Genomic DNA, 21,265 nt, shown 5'->3' with positions numbered 1-21,265 from the left:
CGAGCCGACCGACACCCGAAACCGCCGGTGGACACGACCACCGGCGGTGTCCACCGATCCTGGAGAATTGATGCCGGACGCCACCTCGGCCTTCGACGTGCCGCTGACCGCCGGGCAACGAGGCCTGTGGTTCGCGCAGCTCATCGACCCGACGAACCCCCGCTACCGGGTCGCCGAACGGACGGCCGTCTCGGGGGCGCTGGACGTCGGGCTGTTCCGTCGCGCGCTCGCCCGGACCGTGGCCGACATGGAGGTGCTGCGCGGCCGGGTGACCGACACGGGCGACGGCGGCGAACCGGTGCTCGTCGTCGGTGAGGCCGCCGGGGAACCGCCGTTCACGTTCGTCGACCTGTCCGCCGCGGCGGACCCGGCTGCCGCCGCCGAGGAGTGGCAGCGCCGACGACTCGACATGCCCCTGGACATCACCCGGCCCTCGGCTTACGACTTCGCGCTGCTGAAGCTGGCCGACACCGCGTACGTGTGGTTCCAGCAGTACCACCACCTGCTGATGGACGGCGTCGGCGAGTTCCTCGTGCAGCAGCGCTGCGCCGAGGTCTACACGGCGCTCGCCCACGGGCGGCCCGTCCCCCCGGCCGGCTTCGCGCCGCTGCGCACCCTGTCCGACTCCGAGGCCGAGTACCGTGCCTCGGAGCGCCACCAGCAGGACCGGGAGTTCTGGACGACGCGCCTGGCCGGCGCACCGGAACCGGTGACGCTCGGCGCCGACACCCCGCACGTGCCGCGCGAGCAGCGCCGCGCCGTCGTGTCCTGGTCGCCGCAACGGGTGGACGCGGTCCGCGCCGCCGCGGGCGAACTCGGCGTGGCCTGGCCCGTGCTGGTCGTCGCCGCCCTCGCCCTCTACCTGGACCGGCAGCGCGGCGACCGGGAGGTCGTGCTGGGCCTGCCCGTCGCCGCCCGCGGCGGGGCCTGCGACAAGGTCCCCGGCATGATCTCCAACGTGCTGCCGCTGCGCATCGACCTGCGCCCGGCGGCGACGGTCGGCGACCTCGTCCGCACCGTGTCCGCCGAGCTGCGCGCCACGGTCCGGCGCCAGCGCTACCGCCAGGAGGACCTGCGCCACGACCTCGGCCTGCTCGGCGGCACCCGCCGGCTGTACGGCCCGCAGATCAACCTTGCGCTCGGCAGGACCGTGCTGGACTTCGCCGGTCTGCCCGGCGTCAGCCGCAACGCGTCCACCGTGCCCACCGACGACCTGTCACTCGGCCTGGACCGCCGCCCCGACGACGGCGGCCTCGACCTCGTCTACGACGTGCACGCCGAGGTGTTCACCGAACGGGACTTCGCCGCCCTGCGCGCACGGCTGGACGCGATCGTCGACGCCCTCGTCGCGGCGGCGCCCGACCGCCCGCTCACCACGATCGACACCACGACCCCCGCCGAGCGGCGGCACCTGCTGCACGAACTGAACGACACCGCGCACGACGTACCGGCGACCACCCTTCCCGCGCTGTTCGAACGGCAGGCGCGCGCCACCCCGCACGCGCCCGCCGTGGTGTTCGGCGGCAAGGCGCTGAGCTACGCCGAGTTCAACGAGCGCGCGAACCGGCTGGCGCACCTGCTGCTGGCCCGGGGCATCCGCCGCGGAGACCGGGTCGCCGTCGCCGTCCCGCGATCGTTCGACCTGGTCACCGCGCTGTACGCGACGCACAAGGCCGGCGCCGCCTACGTGCCGGTCGACCCGGACCTCCCGGCCGACCGGATCGCCTTCATGGTCGCCGACGCCCGCCCGGCGCTGCTGCTGACCACCGCCGAACTCGCCGCCACGCTCCCGCCGACCCCGGACACCCCGCGCCTGCCGGTCGACGCCGTGGAAGGGCTCGCCGGCACACCGGCCCACGACCCGACCGACGCCGACCGGGGCGCCGCACTGCGCGGGCCGGACACCGCCTACGTGATCTACACCTCCGGCTCGACCGGGCGGCCCAAGGGCGTCGCCGTGTCCCACCGGGCCATCGTGAACCGCCTGCTGTGGATGCGGGAGGAGTACGGGGTCGGCCACACCGACCGGATCCTGCAGAAGACCCCGGCCAGTTTCGACGTGTCGGTGTGGGAGTTCTTCCTGCCGCTGCTGGCCGGCGCCACCCTGGTCGTCGCCGAGCCCGGCACGCACACCGACCCCGCCGCGCTGAGCAGGCTGATCGGCGCGGAACGGATCAGCACCGTGCACTTCGTGCCGTCGATGCTGGAGGCCTTCCTCGCCGCGGCGGACCCGGCCGACTGCGCCGCCGTGCGCCGGGTGATCTGCAGCGGAGAGGCACTGAACGGACGTACGGCGCAACGGTTCTTCGCCGTACTGGGCGCCGAGCTGCACAACCTGTACGGGCCGACCGAGGCGGCCGTCGACGTCACCGCCCACCGCTGCGGCCCCGACGAGCCGCACACCGGTGTCCCGATCGGACGCCCGGTGTGGAACACCCGGGTCCTCGTGCTGGACGCCGCGCTGCGGCCCGCCCCGGCCGGCGTCGCGGGAGAGCTCTACCTCGCGGGCGTCCAGCTGGCCGACGGCTACCTCGGGCGGCCGGGCCTGAGCGCCGAGCGGTTCGTGGCCGACCCGTGGGGTCCGCCCGGCGCCCGCATGTACCGCACCGGCGACCTCGCGCGCCACACCGCCGACGGCGAGCTGGAGTTCCTGGGCCGGGTCGACCACCAGGTGAAGATCCGCGGCTTCCGCATCGAACCCGGCGAGATCGAGGCCGTCCTGGCCGCCTCGCCCGGCATCGACCACGTCGTGGTCGTGGCCCGCGACGACAACCCGGCCGCGCCCGGCGACCACCGCCTGGTCGCCTACCTGGTGCCGGCCCCCGGCGCCACCCCGGACCCGGAAGCGCTCCGTGACCGCGTCGCCGAGGCGCTGCCCGCCTACATGGTGCCCGCCGCGTTCGTCACGCTCGACCGGCTCCCCACCACCGCCAACGGCAAGCTCGACCGGCGCGCGCTGCCCGCCCCGCACTACGGCGCCGCCGGTGCGGGCCGGGCCGCCCGGACCGTCGCCGAGGAACTGCTGTGCGGCCTGTTCGCCGAGGTGCTCGGCGTGGACACGGTCACGGTGGACGACGACTTCTTCGCGCTCGGCGGACACTCGCTGCTGGCGAGCCGTCTCGTCGGCCGGGTCCGGGCGGTGCTCGGCGCCGGACTCACCGTGCGGGACGTGTTCGAGGCGCCCACACCGCTGCGCCTGCTGGAGCGCACCGGCTCGGCGAGCGACCGCCCCGCGCTCCGCCCGGCGGGCGACGACGGCCCCGCACCGCTGTCGGCCGGGCAACGCCAGCAGTGGGTGCTGCACCGTCTGGAAGGCCCCTCACCCACGTACAACATGGGTCTCGTCCTGAGGATCACCGGCGACCTGGACCACGACGCGCTGCGGGCCGCGCTGCACGACGTGGTGTCCCGGCACGAACCGCTGCGCACCCTCTTCCGCGACGACGACACCGGGACACCGCACCAGGTGGTGCTCCCCGCGGACACCGCACGCCCCGGGCTGACCGTCCTGCGCACGGCGGAGGACGAACTGCCCGCCGCGCTCCGGGCCGCCGGACGGCACGCCTTCGACCTCGCAGCCGAACTGCCGTTGCGGGCCTCCCTGTTCGCCGTGGGCGACGAGCACGTACTGCTCCTGCTGCTGCACCACATCGCCGCAGACGGCCAGTCTCTGGGCCCGCTCACCCGGGACCTCTCGCACGCCTACACCGCCCGGCTCGGCGGCCGATGTCCCACGTGGGCGCCGCTGCCGGTGAGTTACCGCGACTACTGCCACTGGCAGCGCGCCGTCCTCGGCGACGAGGAGGACCCCGACAGCCTCGCCGCCCGGCAGTTCGCGTACTGGCGCGGCGCGCTGGACGGGCTGCCCGAGGAGATCGCGCTGCCCACCGACCGCCCCCGGCCCGCCCGGCCGACCCACCGCGGCGCGACGGCGGGCATCGAGGTCGGGGCGGACGTCCACCAACGGCTCGCCGAACTGGCCCGCAGCCGGGGCGCCACCCTGTTCATGGCCGTGCAGGCCGCACTCGCCACCGTCCTGACCAAGCTCGGCGGCGGAACCGACCTGCCGATCGGCAGCGTCGTCGCCGGCCGGAGCGACCAGGCACTCGACGACCTCGTCGGCTACTTCGTCAACACCGTGGTGCTGCGCACCGACACCTCGGGCGACCCCACCTTCGCCGAACTGCTCGGCCGCGTACGGGAGACCGACCTCGCCGCCTACGCCCACCAGGACCTGCCGTTCGAACGGCTCGTGGAGCGACTGCGGCCGCAGCGGTCGACCGCCCACAACCCGCTGTTCCAGGTGATGCTGGTACTCCAGGACGACGACCCCCGACCGGAGCTGCCGGGCGCGCACGTCCGACCGCTGCCGGCCGAACGGGAGTACACCAAGGTCGACCTCGTGCTGGAGATCCGCGAGCGGCGCGCCGCGGACGGCACCCCCGCCGGACTGACCGGCCACCTCGAATACAGCACCGACCTGTACGACGCGGACACCGCGGCCCGGATCGCCGACCGGCTGGTCCGCGTGCTCGGGGCCGCCGTCGCCGACCCCGACCGCCCGGTCGGCGCGATCGACGTGCTGGACCCGGCCGAGCGCCACCGGGTCCTGGTCGAATGGAACGACACCGCGCGCGACATCCCCGTACGGACGCTCGCGCGGATCTTCGAGGACACCGCCGCCGCGACCCCGGACGCCCCCGCGCTCCTGGCCGACCAGGAACGCCTCGGCTACGCCGAGCTCAACGCGCGGGCCAACCGCATGGCCCGGCTGCTCATCGCACGCGGCGCCGCACCGGAGCAACTCGTCGCCGTGCTGCTGCCCCGGTCGGTGGACCTCATGGTCGCCGAACTGGCGATCAGCAAGGCGGGCGCCGCCTTCGTACCCCTCGACCCCGCCTTCCCGGCCGACCGGATCGCGCACATCCTGGGCGACGCCCGGCCACTGCTCGTGGTGGCGTCCGCGGCGACGGCCGCCGCGCTGCCCGAACCGGCCTGCCCGGTACTCCTCGTGGACGACGTGTACGCCGAAGCCGCCGCCACCACCGGCATCGACACCGGCGTCGGCGACGTCACCGACGCCGACCGGCGCGCCCCGCTGTCGCCGGACAACACCGCCTACGTCATCTACACCTCCGGCTCCACCGGCGTCCCGAAGGGCGTCGCCGTCACCCACCGGGGCCTCGCCGCCTTCACCGCGTTCCTGCTGGACCGGTTCCGGACCACCCCGGACAGCCGGGTGCTGCAGTCCTCCTCGCCCAGCTTCGACGTGTCGGTGCTGGAACTGTGCCTGGCGTTCGGGTCCGGCGCCGCGCTCGTGGTGTCCTCGGACGGACCGCTGATCGGCTCCACCCTCGCCGACGTGCTCACCGCGAACCGGGTCACGCACGCGCTGATCCCGCCCGCCGCGGTGGCCACCCTGCCCGACGTGGAACTGCCCGATCTGCGCACCCTCGCCGTCGGCGGCGACGTCTGCCCGGCCGAACTGGTCACCCGGTTCGCCCCCGGCCGCCGGATGCTCAACGGCTACGGCCCCACCGAGTACACGGTCGGCGCCACCTTCAGTCACCCGCTGCGGCCGGGCGGAGCCCCGCCGATCGGCGGTCCGCTGTGGAACACCAGGTCGTTCGTGCTCGACGCCGCGCTCAACCCGGTGCCGCCGGGCGTACCCGGCGAGCTGTACCTCGCGGGCGACGGACTCGCCCGGGGCTACCTCGGCCACCCCGACCTCACCGCCCAGCGCTTCGTGGCCGACCCGTTCGGGGCACCGGGCACGCGGATGTACCGCACCGGCGACCGGGTGCGCTGGAACGCCGCGGGCGAGCTGGAGTTCCTCGGCCGGGCCGACGACCAGATCAAGATCCGCGGCTTCCGCATCGAACCCGGCGAAGTGGAGACGGCGCTCTGCGCCCACCCCGCGGTGCGGCAGTGCGTGGTCGTCGTACGCGAGGACACACCGGGCACCCGGCGCCTGGTGGGCTACGTCGTGCCCGCCGGGCCCGGCGGCGCGGACGGCGACGCGCTGCGCGCACACGCGGCCACCGTCCTGCCCGAGTACATGGTGCCCGCCGCGATCATGGTGCTCGACGAGCTGCCCATGACCGCCAACGGCATGAAGGTCGACCGCAAGGCGCTGCCCGCACCCGAGTTCGTCGCCTCAGGCACCCGCACCGCGCCCCGCGACGCCACCGAGACCGCCCTGTGCGAGCTGTTCGCCACGGTGCTCGGAGTGCCCGAAGTGGGCGTGCACGACAGCTTCTTCGACCTCGGCGGCGACAGCATCATGTCCATCCAGCTGGTCACCCGTGCCCGCGCGGCCGGACTGGTGCTCACCCCCAAGGACGTGTTCAACCACCGCACCGTCGCCGCCCTCGCCGCCGCCGTGCCCGTCGGACAGGACACGGCCGGCAGCGCCGACGTGCCCGCGGCGGACGCGACGGGGCCCGTGCGGCTCACCCCGATCATGCACTGGCTGCGCGAACACGGCGGCCCGGTGGCCGACTTCGCCCAGTCCATGCTGCTCACCACCCCGGCGGGCCTGACCGAGGACCACCTGCGCGCAACCGTCCAGGCGGTGCTGGACCGGCACGACGCGCTGCGCATGCGGCTGGTCCGCCGCCGCACCTGGCGGGCCGTGATCGACGCACCCGGCTCGCTGACCGCCGACACCTGCGTGCGCCGCGTCGACCTCGCCGGCCACACCCCCGACGGTCTGCTCGCCGCCCTCCGTGCCGAGCACGAGAGGGCACACGGCGAACTCGACCCGGAGTCCGGCGCGACGGTGCGCGCCGTGTGGTTCGACGCCGGTCCCGACCGGCAGGGCCGGCTGCTGCTCGTCCTGCACCACCTCGTGGTGGACGGGGTGTCCTGGCGCATCCTCGGCGCCGACCTCGCCGCAGGCCCGGCGGGACCCGCCGACGGGCTGCCCTCCCCGGTGCCCTACCGGCGCTGGGCGCAGGCCGTCGCCGACGGCGCGCACGACCCGGCCGTGCTGGCCGGCCTCGACACCTGGCTGGCCGTGCTCGCCGAACCGGAGACCCCGCTCGGCGCCCGCCCCGTCGACCCCGCGACCGACACCGCGGCCACGCTCCGCCGCGTCCGGCTGACCCTGCCCGTGCCGCTGACCGGCGAGCTGCTGACGACGGTTCCCGCCGCGTTCCTCGCCCGCACCCACGAGATGCTGCTCACCGGTCTGGCCCTGGCGGTCACCCGCTGGCGGTCCCGGCGCGGCGACGACTCCCGCGCGCTGCTGGTCGACCTGGAGGGCCACGGCCGCGACCAGATCGACACGCTGGACGTCTCCCGCACCGTCGGCTGGTTCACCACCATGTACCCGGCCCGCCTGGACCTGTCCGGCGTGGACGTCGACGCCGTGTACGCCACCGGCGCCACGCAGAACGCCGCCGCCGAGGCGGCCGCCGCCGTGCGCCGGGTCAAGCAGCACCTCAGGACCCTGCCCGCCGGCCTCGGCTACGGCCGCCTGCGCCACCTCAACCCGGAGACCGCCCCGGAGTTCACCGGCCTGGCGACGCCCCAACTGGCGTTCAACTACCTGGGCCGGCTCACCGCCCCCACCGGATCCGACGACTGGACGCTCGCCCCGGAGCAGGCCGCGCTCGGCGGCGGCGCCGGGGCCGACGCCCCGGTCCGGCACGCCCTGGAGATCAACGCGATCAGCGTCGAGAACGCCGACGGCCCCGAGCTGTCCGCCACGGTGAGCTGGCCGGCCGGCCTGTTCGCCGAGCCGGACGTCGCGGAGCTGACCGAGCTGTGGCGGCAGGCACTGGAGGTGCTCCGGGACGCCGCGGGCACGGAGAGCGGCCACACACCGAGCGACTTCCCGCTCGTCGCCCTCGACCAGGCCGAGGTGGACGCCCTGGTGGCCGCCGTGCCGGACCTGGCCGACGCGCTGCCGCTGCCCCCGCTCGCCGAGTCCTTCTACTTCCACGCCGCCTACCACGAGCGCGGCGCCGACCCCTACACCCCGCAGATCCTCCTCGACCTGACCGGCCCCCTCGACATCGAGCGGCTGCGCACCTCGGCACAGCTGGTGCTGGACCGCCATCCCAATCTGCGCTCCGGCTTCACCGACCGCGGGCTGCGCGCCCCGGTCCAGTTCGTGCCCGGCGCGGCCGAGGTGCCCTTCCGCGTCGTCGACCTGTCCGGCCTGGACGACCCGGCCGCGCAGGCCGAGAGCCGCCGGGTCCTGGCCGCCGACCGGCGCGCGGGCTTTGCGCTCGACCGGCCGCCGCTCGTGCGGTTCACGCTGCTCGTCCACCGCGACCGGCGCCACCGGCTGGTCATGACCAACCACCACATCCTGCTCGACGGCTGGTCGGTGCCGCTGCTGCTGCGCGAACTGTTCGACTGCTACGCCGCCGGCGCCGACACCACCGGCCTGCGGCCCGCCCCCCGGTACCGCGACTACCTGGCCTGGCTCGCCCGGCAGGACCGCGCCGCCGCCACCGACGCCTGGCGCCGGGCCCTGGCGGGCGTGGACCAGCCCACCCTGTTCGCCGGCCCGGCCCGCGCCACGCCGTCCGAGGCCGGCCGGCCGGAGTGCCGCACGGTACGGCTGTCCGGGCTCGCCGACCTCGCCCAGAGGTGCGGGGTCACCACCAACACCGTCCTCCAGGGGCTGTGGGCGATGCTGCTCGCCTCCCGGACCGGCCGTGACGACGTGGTGTTCGGCACCACGGTCTCCGGCCGCCCGCCCGAGCTGCCCGGTGTGGAGTCGATGGTCGGCCTGCTGATCAACACCGTGCCGGTACGGGTGCGTACGGCCGGGGCGCGCTCGTTCCGGGACCTGCTGCGACAGATCCAGGCCGACCAGGCCGACCTCCTCGGCCACCACCACCTGGGCATGACCGACATCCAGCGCGCGGCGGGCACCGGTGAACTCTTCGACACCCTGGTGGTGTTCGAGAACTACCCGCTGGACCCGGAGACCATGGAGCTCCCCGGCACCGGTTTGCGGCTGACCGGGGCGAGCAGCGAGGAGACCGGGCACTACCCGCTCACCGTGGTCGGCGTGCCGGGCGAGGAACTGGAGGTGCGGCTGCACTACCGGGCCGACCTCGTGTCCGCCGCCGAGGTCACGTCCGTGGCCGAGCACCTGCGCACCCTGGCCGACCGGCTCGCCGGTGACCCCGGCACCGTGCTGTCCACGGCGGACCTCCTGCCCGCCGCCGAGCGCGCGGCGCTGCTGGCGGCCGGCCGGGGGCGCGAGCGGGCGGTGCCCGACGTGTCGATTCCGGCACGGTTCGCGCAGCAGGTGGCGGCGGCTCCGGAGGCGGTGGCGCTGGTGTCCGGCGGGAGTGAGGTGACGTACGGGGAGCTGGATCGTCGGGCGAACCGGCTCGCGCGTCATTTGCTGGCGCTGGGTGTGCGGTCCGAGGACCGGGTCGCGGTCGTGCAGCGCCGTTCGGTCGGGCTGGTGGTCTCGGTGCTGGCTGTGCTGAAGGCGGGGGCGGCCTATGTGCCGCTCGATCCGCGCAGCCCGGCGGACCGGCTGGCCGGGATGCTGGCCACCAGCGGCGCGGTCGCCCTGCTGACCGACACCCATGGGTGTGCGGTGGAGCACGAGGTGACCGTGGTGGTCGGTGCGGACCCGTTGCCGGACGACGACTGCGACCCCGGGGTGGCGGTGCACCCGGACCAGTTGGCGTACGTGATGTTCACGTCCGGATCGACGGGCGAGCCCAAGGGTGTCGCCGTGTCGCACCGGGACGTGCTCAACTTCGTCTCGGACGGCCTCTGGGCCGGGCCGAACCACGACCGCATGCTGCAGCACATGTCCCACTCGTTCGACCCGTCGGTCTACGAGCTGTGGGTGTCACTGCTGTTCGGCCGCCGGCTGGTGATCGCGCCGCCCGGTGAACTGGACGTCGTGGAACTGTCCCGGACCATCGCGGACAGCAAAGTGACGGCCCTGGCCATGCCGGCTGCCGTGTTCCGTCTCGTCGCGGAGGAACACCCGGAATGCTTCGCCGGCGTACGGGAGTTGATGGTCGGCGGCGAGGCGCTGCCCGCCACCGCCGCGCGCACCGTGCTGGCGGCCAACCCCTCGCTCGCGCTGCACAACGGCTACGGGCCCACCGAGACGACGGTGATGCCTCTCGTGCACACGCTGAGCGCCGCCGACGAGGTGCCCGCCTCGGTGCCGATCGGACGGCCGATGGACAACCGGCGTGTGTATGTGCTCGATCGCCGTCTCCGCCCGGCGCCTCGCGGCGTGACCGGCGAGCTGTACGTGTCGGGGACCGGGCTCGCGCGCGGCTACCTCGGGCGGCCCGGACCGACCGCCGAACGCTTCGTCGCGGACCCCTTCCACGCCGGCGCGCGGATGTACCGGACCGGTGACCTGGTGCGCTGGAACGCCGACGGCGCGCTGGAGTTCCTCGGACGCGCCGACGAGCAGGTCAAGGTGCGCGGGTTCCGCATCGAGCCCGGTGAGATCGAGACGGCGCTGGCCGCGCGGCCCGGCGTGGGCCAGGTCGCGGTGGTCGTCCGCGAGGACACCCCGGGCGACAAGCGGATCGTCGCCTACTACGTGCCTGCCGCCGACCCGGAACCGGACGAGAACGGCCTGCGTACGGCGATGTCGGCCGCCCTGCCGGACTACATGGTGCCGAGCGCGTTCGTCGCCCTGGACGCCCTGCCCCTGACCGTGAACGGGAAGCTGGACCGGGCGGCGTTGCCGTCGCCGGTCGTCGCGTCGTCCGGCGGACGTGCTCCCCGCGACGCGCGTGAGAAGGCGTTGTGCGGGGTGTTCGCCGAGGTGCTGGGGCTGGAGGCGGACCAGGTGGGCATCGACGCCGGGTTCTTCGACCTGGGCGGGCACTCGCTGCTGGCCACCCGGCTGGTGAGCCGGATGCGGTCGGTGCTGGGCGTCGAGGTGTCCGTCCGTTCGGTGTTCGAGGCGCCCACGGTGGCGGAGCTCGCGGCGGTGCTCGACGGCGCCGGCGGCGGGCGCCCGGCGTTGCGCCCGATGCCGCGCGGGGAGCTGGTCCCGGCGTCGTTCGGGCAACGGCGGCTGTGGTTCCTCAACGCGATGGACCCGGACGGGTCGCCGTACCGGATCCCGGCGGTCCTGCGGCTGTCCGGCAGGCTGGACACCGAGGCGCTGCGGGCGGCCCTGGTCGACGTGGTCGAGCGTCACGAGGTGCTGCGGACGGTCTACCCGGCGATCGGGGGCGAGCCGCACCAGTCGGTGCTGCCCCCGTCCCGCGTGGAGCTGTGGCACGAGCCGGTGACCACCATCGAGGACGCGCTCGACGCCGACCTCGCCACCGAGTTCGCCAGGCCCTTCCACCTGGAGACCGAACCCCCGCTGCGGGCACGCCTGTTCCGGCTCGGCGCGCACGAACACGTGCTGATGATCGTGCTGCACCACATCGCCGGGGATGGTTCCTCCATCGCCCCGCTGGTGCGTGACCTGTCCGACGCCTACACCGCACGGCGCCGGGGCGTGGCTCCCGAGTGGGAGCCGTTGCCGGTGCAGTACGCGGACTACGCGTTGTGGCAACGCGCCTGGCTGGGGGAGGAGGACGCCCCGGACTCGGCGATCACCGACCAACTGGCCTACTGGAAGCGGCAGTTGGCCGGACTGCCCGAAGGGCTGGAGCTGCCGGCCGACCGGCCCCGGCCGAGCACGGCGGACCACCGCGGCGCGTCGGTGGCGTTCGAGGTGCCCGCCGAGGTGCACCGGCGGCTCGCCGCGCTCGCCTCGGAACAGCGGGCCAGCATGTTCATGGTCGCGCACGCCGCCCTCGCCGCCCTGCTCAGCCGCGTCGGCGCGGGCACGGACATCCCCATCGGCACACCGATGGCCGGCCGCGTCGACGAGGCGCTGGACGACCTGGTCGGCTTCTTCGTCAACACCCTCGTGCTGCGCACGGACACCTCGGGTGACCCGTCGTTCGTGGAGCTGCTGGAGCGGGTGCGGCAGACCGACCTGGACGCCTACGCCCACCAGGACGTGCCGTTCGAGCGGCTGGTGGAGGTCCTCAACCCCGCCCGCACCCTGTCCCGGCACCCGCTGTTCCAGGTCATGCTGTCCTTCCAGAACAGCGCCTGGGGCACGGTCCGGATGGACGGACTCACCGTCGAACAGGTGACGTTCGCCGCCGGGGAGGAGCAGTTCGACCTGTCGCTGGAACTGGTCGAGGGGTTCGGCCCGGACGACGAACCCGACGGCATGGCGGGCACGGCGCACTACCGGACCGACCTGTTCGACGAGGACACGGTGCGCATGCTCGTCGACGCGTTCGGCAGGCTGCTCGCCCGGTTCGCCGAGGCCCCCGGGCAACCGATCGGCGCGGCCGGGCTGCTCGACGCCGCCGAGCACGCGGCGCTGCTGGCGGCCGGCCGGGGGCGCGAGCGGGCGGTGCCCGACGTGTCGATTCCGGCACGGTTCGCGCAGCAGGTGGCGGCGGCTCCGGACGCGGTGGCGCTGGTGTCGGGCGGGAGTGAGGTGACGTACGGGGAGCTGGATCGTCGGGCGAACCGGCTCGCGCGTCATTTGCTGGCGCTGGGTGTGCGGTCCGAGGACCGGGTCGCGGTCGTGCAGCGCCGTTCGGTCGGGCTGGTGGTCTCGGTGCTGGCTGTGCTGAAGGCGGGGGCGGCCTATGTGCCGCTCGATCCGCGCAGCCCGGCGGACCGGCTGGCCGGGATGCTGGCCACCAGCGGCGCGGTCGCCCTGCTGACCGACACCCATGGGTGTGCGGTGGAGCACGAGGTGACCGTGGTGGTCGGTGCGGACCCGTTGCCGGCCGACGACTGCGACCCCGGGGTGGCGGTGCACCCGGACCAGCTGGCGTACGTGATGTTCACGTCCGGATCGACGGGCGAGCCCAAGGGAATCGGGGTGTCGCACCGGAGTGTGACGGAGTTCGTCTTCGACCGCCTGTGGCAAACGCGCAGCCACGAGCGGATCCTCCAGCACGTGGCCCACTCGTTCGACCCATCGGTGTACGAGCTGTGGGCGTCCTTGCTGTTCGGCCGGGAGCTGGTGATCGCACCGCCGGGTGAGGTGGACGTCGACGAACTCGCCCGCACGATCCGGGACAACGGTGTGACCGCGGTGACGATGCCGACCGCTGTCTTCCGGCTGCTCGCGGAGACGTGTCCCGAGTGCTTCGCGGGAGTGCGGCTGCTGGACGTCGGCGGCGAGGCGATGCCGGCGGCCGCGGCCCGGCAGGTACTCGCGGCCAATCCGGCACTGCTGCTGATCAACGGATACGGCCCCACCGAGACCACCGTCATGCCCACGGCGTACACCATGCGCACCGTGGACGACGTACCCGACAACGTGCCCATCGGACGGCCGATGGACAACCGGCGGCTCTACGTCCTCGACGACCGGCTGCGGCTGGTCCCGCGTGGCGTGGCCGGGGAGCTGTACGTCTCCGGTGCGGGGATCGCCCGCGGCTACGTGGACCGGCCGGGGCTGACCGCGCAGGCGTTCGTGGCCGACCCGTACGGGGTGCCGGGCGCCCGGATGTACCGCACCGGTGACCTGGTGCGGTGGAACGCCGCCGGCGTGCTGGAATTCCTGGGCCGGGCGGACAAGCAGGTCAAGATCCGCGGGTTCCGCATCGAACTCGGCGAGATCGAGGTGGCGCTGGCCTCGCAGCCCGGCGTGGGCCAGGTCCTGGTCGTGGTCCGCGAGGACACCCCGGGGGAGAAGCGGCTCGTGGCCTACTGCGTCCCCGCGGCGAACGCCGAACCGGGTGAGCAGGACCTGCGGGCCGGAGTGTCGGCCGTGCTGCCCGACTACATGGTGCCCAGCGCCTTCGTCCTGCTCGACGCCCTGCCGCTGACGGTGAACGGCAAGGTGGACCAGCGCGCGTTGCCCGCGCCGGTGCTGTCGTCGGCCGGCGGACGCCGGCCCGGGACCGCGCGGGAGGAGGCGCTGTGCGCCCTGTTCGCCGAGGTGCTGGGGCTGGAGCCGGAACGGGTGGGCGTCGACGACAACTTCTTCGAGCTGGGCGGGCATTCCCTGCTGGCCACCCGGCTGGTCAGCAGGGTGCGGTCCGTGCTGGACGTCGAGGTGTCGGTCCGGGCGGTGTTCGAGGCGCCGACCGTGGCCGCGTTCGCCGCGGTGCTCGACGGCGCCGGCACCGGTCGGTCGGCGCTGCGCCCCATGCCCCGCGGGGAGCTGGTTCCCGCGTCGTTCGGGCAGCGGCGGCTGTGGTTCCTCAACGCCATGGACCCGGACGCGTCCCCGTACCGGATTCCCGCCGCGTTGCGGTTCACCGGTCCGCTGGACGCGGCAGCCCTCCGGGCCGCTCTCGACGACGTGGTCGCAAGGCACGAGGTGCTGCGCACCGTCTACCCGGCGGTCGGGGGTGAGCCGCACCAGGTGGTGCTGCCGCTCCCGGACGTGGAGGTGTGGGACGAGCCGGTGACCACCACCGAGGCCGAGCTGCCCGGCGCACTCGCCGCAGAGTTCGCCCGGCCGTTCCACCTGGAGACCGAACCTCCCCTGCGCGCACGGCTGTTCCGGCTCGGCGCGGACCAGCACGTGCTGATGCTGGTGCTGCACCACATCGCCGGCGACGGCGCCTCGACCGCCCCCCTGGTGCGCGACCTGTCCGAGGCCTACACCGCGCGCTGCCGGGGCGCGACCCCCGAGTGGGAGCCGCTGCCCGTGCAGTACGCGGACTACGCCCTGTGGCAGCGCCAGTGGCTCGGCGACGAGACCGACCCGGACTCGGCGGCAGCCGCGCAACTCACCTACTGGAAGACCACGTTGGCGGGGATGCCGGAAGGGCTCGAACTGCCCACCGACCGGCCCCGGCCCGCCGTCGCCGACCACCGCGGCGACACCGTGCGACTGGAGATCCCGGCCGACGTCCACCGGCGACTGACCACGCTGGCCGCACAGCGCAGCGCCAGCATGTTCATGGTCGCCCACGCCGCCCTCGCCGCCCTGCTCAGCCGCGTCGGCGCGGGCACGGACATCCCCATCGGCACGCCGATCGCCGGCCGCGTCGACGAGGCGCTGGACGACCTGGTCGGCTTCTTCGTCAACACCCTCGTGCTGCGGACGGACACCTCGGGTGACCCGTCGTTCGTGGAGCTGCTGGAGCGGGTGCGGCAGACCGACCTGGACGCGTACTCCCACCAGGACGTGCCGTTCGAGCGGCTGGTGGAGGTCCTCAACCCGGCCCGCACCCTGTCCCGGCACCCGCTGTTCCAGGTCATGCTGTCCTTCCAGAACGACCCGCCCACGACGTTCACGGCGTCCGGCCTGGACGTCACCGAGGTGGCGGTGACCGACGGCGGCGGGGCCAAGTTCGACCTGGCCGTCCAACTGGCCGAGCGCACCGGGCCGGACGGCGAGCCCGGCGGCCTCACCTGCGGCGTCCGCTACCGCACGGACCTGTTCGACAAGGACACCGTGCACCGGCTCGCCGAGGCGTTCGGCCGACTGCTCACCCAGGTCGCCGAGGCGCCACGACAACCCGTCGGCGCGGTCGAGTTGCTCGACGCCGCCACCCGGCAGCGCCTGCTCGTGGACTGGAACGACACCGCGACCGGCACCGCCACGGCCACGCTGCCCGAGCTGCTCACCGCCCAGGCCCGCCGCACCCCGGACGGCATCGCCGTCCGCCACGGCCGCGCCACGCTGACCTACGCCGAGCTGGACCTCGCGACCGACCGGCTGGCCCGCGTCCTCGTCGGTCACGGCATCGGCCCGGAGCGCGTGGCGGCCGTGGTGCTGCCGAGGTCGCCCGGGCAACTCGTGGCGCTCCTCGCGGTGCTCAAGGCACGCGGCGCCTACCTGCCGCTCGACCCCGACCACCCGCGCGAGCGGCTGCGGTACGTGATGGACAACGCCCGGGCGGCGCTGCTGCTGACCACCCCCGAGTCGGCCCGCGACCTGTCCGGCGACGACCTGCCGACCCTCCTGGTGGACCCGGACACCGGCGCGGCCAAGGCCCCGGCGGCGGACGCCGTCACCCTGCCCGCACCACACCCGCACGACCCCGCCTACGTCATCTACACCTCCGGCTCCACGGGCCGGCCCAAGGGCGTGGTCGTCGAACACCGCTCGCTGTCCGACTACCTCGCCTTCGCCGGCGCGCGCTACACGGGGATGCGCGACACGGTGCTCGTCACCACCACGGCCTCCTTCGACCTGACCGTCACCGGCATGTTCGTCCCGCTCACCGTGGGCGGCACCGTGCACCTCGCCGCACTGGACGACGACCCGGACACCGTCGCGGCCTTGCGCGACCGGCCGTGCGCGCTGACCAAGGTCACCCCGAGCCACCTGCCGATGCTGGCCGAACTGCCCGACGGTTTCAGCCCGCGCACCGAACTGCTGCTCGGCGGCGAGGCGTTGCACGGCGAGGCGCTGCACCAGTGGCGGGCCGCGCACCCCGACGCGACCGTGGTCAACTGCTACGGGCCCACCGAACTCACCGTGAACTGCGCCGACCACCGGATCGCACCGGGAACCCCGCTGCCCGACGGGCCGGTGCCGATCGGTCGGCCGATGGCCAACACCGCGGTCTACGTCCTGGACCGGCGGCTGCGGCCCGTGGACGTCGGCATCGCGGGCGAACTGTACGTCTCCGGCGCCGGCCTGGCACGCGGCTACCTGGACCAACCGGCGCTGACCGCGGGCCGGTTCGTCGCCGACCCCTTCGGACCGCCCGGCGCGCGCATGTACCGCACCGGTGACCGGGTGCGCTGGAACACCGAGGGAAACCTGGTGTTCGTCGGCCGCGCGGACGAGCAGGTCAAGGTCCGCGGGTTCCGCATCGAACTCGGCGAGATCGAAGCGGTGCTGGCGCGCCGGCCGGGCGTACGCCAGGCGGTGGCCGTGGTGCGCACCGACCGGCCGGGGGACCAGCGGCTGGTGGCCTACGCGGTGCCGGAGCGCGGCGTGACCCTGGACACGGCCGGACTCCGTGACGCGCTCGCCGCGGTCCTGCCGGACTACCAGGTGCCGTCGGCCGTCGTCGTCCTGGACGAACTGCCGCTGACCCCCAACCGCAAGGTGGACCGGGCCGCGCTGCCCGCCCCCGTGGACCGGCGGCGGGCCGGCACCGCACCCCGCGACGACGTCGAACGGATCCTGTGCGAACTGTTCGGCGAGGTGCTCGGCAGGTCCGAGGTGTCCGTCGAGGACGGCTTCTTCGACCTGGGCGGACACTCGCTGCTCGCCACCCGGCTGATCGGCCGGGTACGCGAGGTGCTGGGCGTCCGGCTGGGCATCCGCACCCTGTTCGAGGCGCCCACCGTGGCCGAACTGGCCAGGAGGGTCGGCGGCGACGGCGGCGGAAACGGCTTCGACGTGCTCGTCGCCCTCCGGGAGAACGGCAACGGCACGCCCGTGTTCTGCACCCACCCGGCGAGCGGCTTCGCCCGGTCCTTCACCGGGATGCTCCGCCACCTCGACGGCGACGTCCCGGTGTACGGGCTGCAGTCGCGGGGAATGGACGGCTCTCTGCTGCCCGGCTCGGTGGCCGAGGTCGCCGCGGACTACGTCGAGCAGATCCGCAAGGTGCAGCCGAACGGGCCCTACCGCCTGGTCGGCTACTCCTTCGGCGGGATCGTCGTGCACGAGATGGCCACCCGGCTGCAGAAGGCCGGGGAAACCGTCGAACTGCTCGCCGTCCTGGACACCGTGCCGCGCACCGGCGCGGAACCCGTGTTCGACCAGGAGGAGATGCACGACGGACTGTTCCGCGCCATGCTCGAACACGGCGGCTACGACCTGACCGAACTGGCCGGCCGGCGGCTCGACGCCGACCTGGTCGCCGCACTGCTCGCCGAGCGCGGCGGCATGTTCGGCGACCTGGACGCCGAACAGCTCCGCCGGCTGAGCGGGGTCATGACCAACAACAGCCGCATGGCCGCGACACACGCGCCGCGCCGCTACCGCGGAGACATGCACCTGTTCGTCGCCACCGACGGCGAACGCCTCGACCCGGCCGCGTGGCAGCCCTACGTGACCGGCGAGATCATCGAGCACCCGGTCGCCACGGACCACGCGGGGATGACCCGCCCCCGGTCACTGGACGTCGTCGGCCGGGCCCTGGCCCGCGCCCTGGCGGACCTGGAGGCTCACCGATCGGGAACCGAGGACGACGACAACGGGCGCGACGAAGGGGGAGTCCAGTGAACGCCGACGCAACCGGCCCGGACGGGAAACCGTGGAACGCGCGGTTCGCCGCGCCCCTGCGGGCGGTGGACCGGATCGAGACGGCGGCCATGACGCCGACGGTCAAGTTCCGCGCCTACAAGGAGGTCGACTCCCGGGACCCGTACATGAACGGGCACTTCCCGGGGCTGACCTTGCTGCCCGCCACGTTCTTCCTGGAGGCCCTGCGCCAGTCGATGAACACGGTGGTGGGCCGGGCCGAGCCGGTCAACGTGCTGAAGATCGTCAGCGGGCGCTGGCTGGCCCCGGTGCTGCACGGCGACGAACTGTGCATGGACGTCGAGGCCGTGCCGGAAGGGCCGGACCGCTGGACGGTCCGCGCCCGGGGCATCCGCCGGGACGGCACCACGGTCTCGGTGGTGAAGGCCGTGGTCGGCACCGAGCGCCGCCCGCACGGCCTCGACGTGACGGGCCGCCCGCCGTCGGCCGACGACCACGCCGCAATTCCCGACTACGCCGGCATGCTGGACATCCTCCCGGTCGCGCACCCCATCGTGCTCGTCGACCGGGTGGACGCCATCGAACCGGGCCACCGGATCGTCGTCAGCAAGGCGGTCACCGGATCGGAACCCTGCTACCAGTCCATGGACTCCGGGCTGCCGGGTTCGCGGTACACCTACCCCCACTCGCTCATGCTGGAGTCCTTCGGCCAGGCGGCGGCGCTGCTGTGGCTCTCCGACGCCACCGCCGACGGCGTCCGCATGGCCGCGTCGGTGCGCGACTGCCGCTTCGCCGGACAGGTGTATCCCGGCGCCGTGCTGCGTCACGAGGCGAGGATCGACCGCCTGATCTCCGACGACGTGTTCGTCTCCGGGCAGACCTGGGACGGCGACCGCTGTGTTCTCACCGTCGGCATGATGGCCACGGTGACTCGCTCACGCACCGCGGTTCTCGGCAGGTGAACGGGCCCACGGGGCGGCTGTGGCCGCTCACCCGGCCGGGTCGCCGGGCAGGGCGAGATCGGCCGTTCCCCGCACACGCGGCACGGCACACGATCTCGCGGCTGCCCGGGCCCCACGGGAGAGGATCGCCGGGGCGCCGGTTCCCGCGTCGTTCTCGGACAGGACGCGCTGCTGGTCGGGACCGGACGGCGCGCCCCGAGGGACGCCGAGAGGGCGGCCCCGGAGGAGTGGGCCGTGAGCATCCCGCTCGTGCTGGGCCGACCGGACGAACGCACGCGTGTGCCCGGGCGGTCCGCCTGGCGGGTCCCCGCCCGCGTCGGTGTAGCTCCGGGTGTCGTCGGTGGCGACGAGTAGTGTTCGTGCCGTGCTGGCACAACGACGCCGCCGGCTCGTCCAGCGAGCCGGTGCACACAGCCGTGCGGTCCTCCCGGACGAGGCGGGCGTCGAGTTGGTCGTGGCGGGAAGGGCGCGGACATGAGGCTGACGATTCTGGGCGGCGGCGGATTCCGGGTGCCGCTCGTGTACGGGGCGCTCCTCGGCGACCGGGCCGAGGGCCGGGTCACCCACGTCGTGCTGCACGACCTGGACGCGGGGCGGCTGTCCGCGGTGACCCGGGTGCTCGCCGAGCAGGCCGCGAACGTCCCCGACGCGCCCGAGGTGACCGCCACCACGGACCTCGACGAGGCGCTGCGCGGCGCCGACTTCGTCTTCTCCGCGATCCGCGTCGGCGGACTGGAGGGCCGGGCCAACGACGAACGCGTCGCCCTCGCCGAGGGCGTCCTCGGCCAGGAGACGGTCGGCGCCGGCGGCATCGCCTACGGCCTGCGCACGGTCCCGGTCGCCGTGGACATCGCCCGGCGCGTGGCCCGTCTCGCGCCGGACGCCTGGGTCATCAACTTCACCAACCCGGCGGGCCTGGTCACCGAGGCCATGTCCCGCCACCTCGGCGACCGCGTCATCGGCATCTGCGACTCGCCGGTCGGCCTCGGCCGCCGTATCGCCCGGGTGCTCGGCGCGGACCCGACGGAGGCGTGGATCGACTACGTCGGCCTCAACCACCTCGGCTGGGTCCGCGGCCTGCGCGTCGACGGCCGCGACGAACTGCCGCGCCTGCTCGCCGATGCGCGCCTGCTCGGCTCGTTCGAGGAGGGGAAGCTGTTCGGCGCCGACTGGCTCCAGTCGCTGGGCGCGATCCCCAACGAGTACCTGCACTACTACTACTTCAACCGCGAGACCGTCCGCGCCTACCAGCGGGCGGAACAGACCCGCGGCGCCTTCCTGCACGACCAGCAGGCCCGCTTCTACGCGCGGATGGCCGACCCGGAGGCGCCCGCCCTGGAGACCTGGGACGGCACCCGCGCCGAACGCGAGGCCACCTACATGGCCGAGAACCGGGAGACCGCCGGCGCGGGCGACCGCGACGAGGACGACCTGTCCGGCGGGTACGAGAAGGTCGCCCTCGCCCTGATGCGGGCCGTCGCCCGCGACGAGCGCGCCACGCTGATCCTCAACGTCCGCAACCGCGGCACCCTGTCCGTCCTCGACGCCGAGGCCGTCATCGAGGTGCCGTGCCTGGTCGACGCCAACGGCGCGCATCCCGTCGCCGTGGACCCGCTGCCCGGCCACGCGACCGGCCTGGTGTGCGCGGTCAAGGCCGTGGAGCGCGAGGTGCTGTCGGCCGCCGGGTCGGGCTCCCGCGCGGCGGCGGTGAAGGCGTTCGCGCTGCACCCGCTCGTGGACTCCGTGCAGGTGGCCCGGCGACTGGTGGACGGCTACACGGCCGTCCACCCCGGCCTCGCCTACCTCGGGTAGCCGGGCCGGGGCCCGGCCCCGAGGGTGCGGGGAGCCTCCGCGACACAAGCGTGCCGGGCGAGGCGCCCCCACGGGGGCTCGGCGGAGACGGGCAGCACCGGTGGCGGAGGCGTGGGGAAGACGACGCGGGGGCAGGCCCGGCACGGGGGAACCGGGCCTGCCCCTGAACGTCGGCGCCTCGCCTTTCCTGGAGAGCGGGCGCCCCGACCCCGGCCATGGGGTCACTCCCTCCAGCGGCCGGCGGGGCCCGGGCGTCACGGGTGGCGGGGGAGGGTCACAAGGTCTACAACTTGGGGGCGGACGCCCTGGCGGCCCGCACACATCGACACGCGGCACACCCGTCTTCTGTCGTCCGAGCAGAAGACCCCAC

At 74.2% G+C, this 21,265-nt stretch carries 3 protein-coding genes and 1 pseudogene; all 4 read left to right on the top strand.

Annotated elements, in window-relative coordinates; genetic code table 11:
• The first annotated feature begins 70 nt into the window (after positions 1-70).
• The 4 genes and pseudogenes from QC282_RS27305 to QC282_RS27290 all read left to right on the top strand — a co-directional run bounded on the left by QC282_RS27305 (position 71) and on the right by QC282_RS27290 (position 20,895).
• Complete coding sequence (locus QC282_RS27305) at positions 71-18,142, top strand: non-ribosomal peptide synthase/polyketide synthase (protein ID WP_279552235.1); 18,072 nt, start codon at positions 71-73, stop codon at positions 18,140-18,142.
• Positions 18,139-19,083: a hypothetical protein gene (locus tag QC282_RS27300; protein ID WP_279552234.1), complete on the top strand. Its 945-nt coding sequence runs from the start codon at positions 18,139-18,141 to the stop codon at positions 19,081-19,083. The genes QC282_RS27305 and QC282_RS27300 overlap by 4 nt, the downstream gene beginning before the upstream one ends.
• 94 nt (positions 19,084-19,177) lie before the next feature.
• Positions 19,178-19,341 (top strand): annotated as a pseudogene (locus tag QC282_RS27295) (maleylpyruvate isomerase); the annotation flags it as partial.
• A 216-nt stretch (positions 19,342-19,557) separates the two neighbouring features.
• Entirely contained in the window at positions 19,558-20,895 is a 1,338-nt protein-coding gene (locus QC282_RS27290) for a 6-phospho-beta-glucosidase (RefSeq protein ID WP_279552233.1), read from the top strand.
• Positions 20,896-21,265: the final 370 nt, after the last annotated feature.

It is taken from the genome of Streptomyces sp. DH24 (assembly GCF_029813775.1).
In the GTDB taxonomy this organism is placed as follows: domain Bacteria; phylum Actinomycetota; class Actinomycetes; order Streptomycetales; family Streptomycetaceae; genus Streptomyces.
Note: the sequence above shows the minus strand (reverse complement) of the source record. Positions and strands in the feature narration are given on the sequence as shown.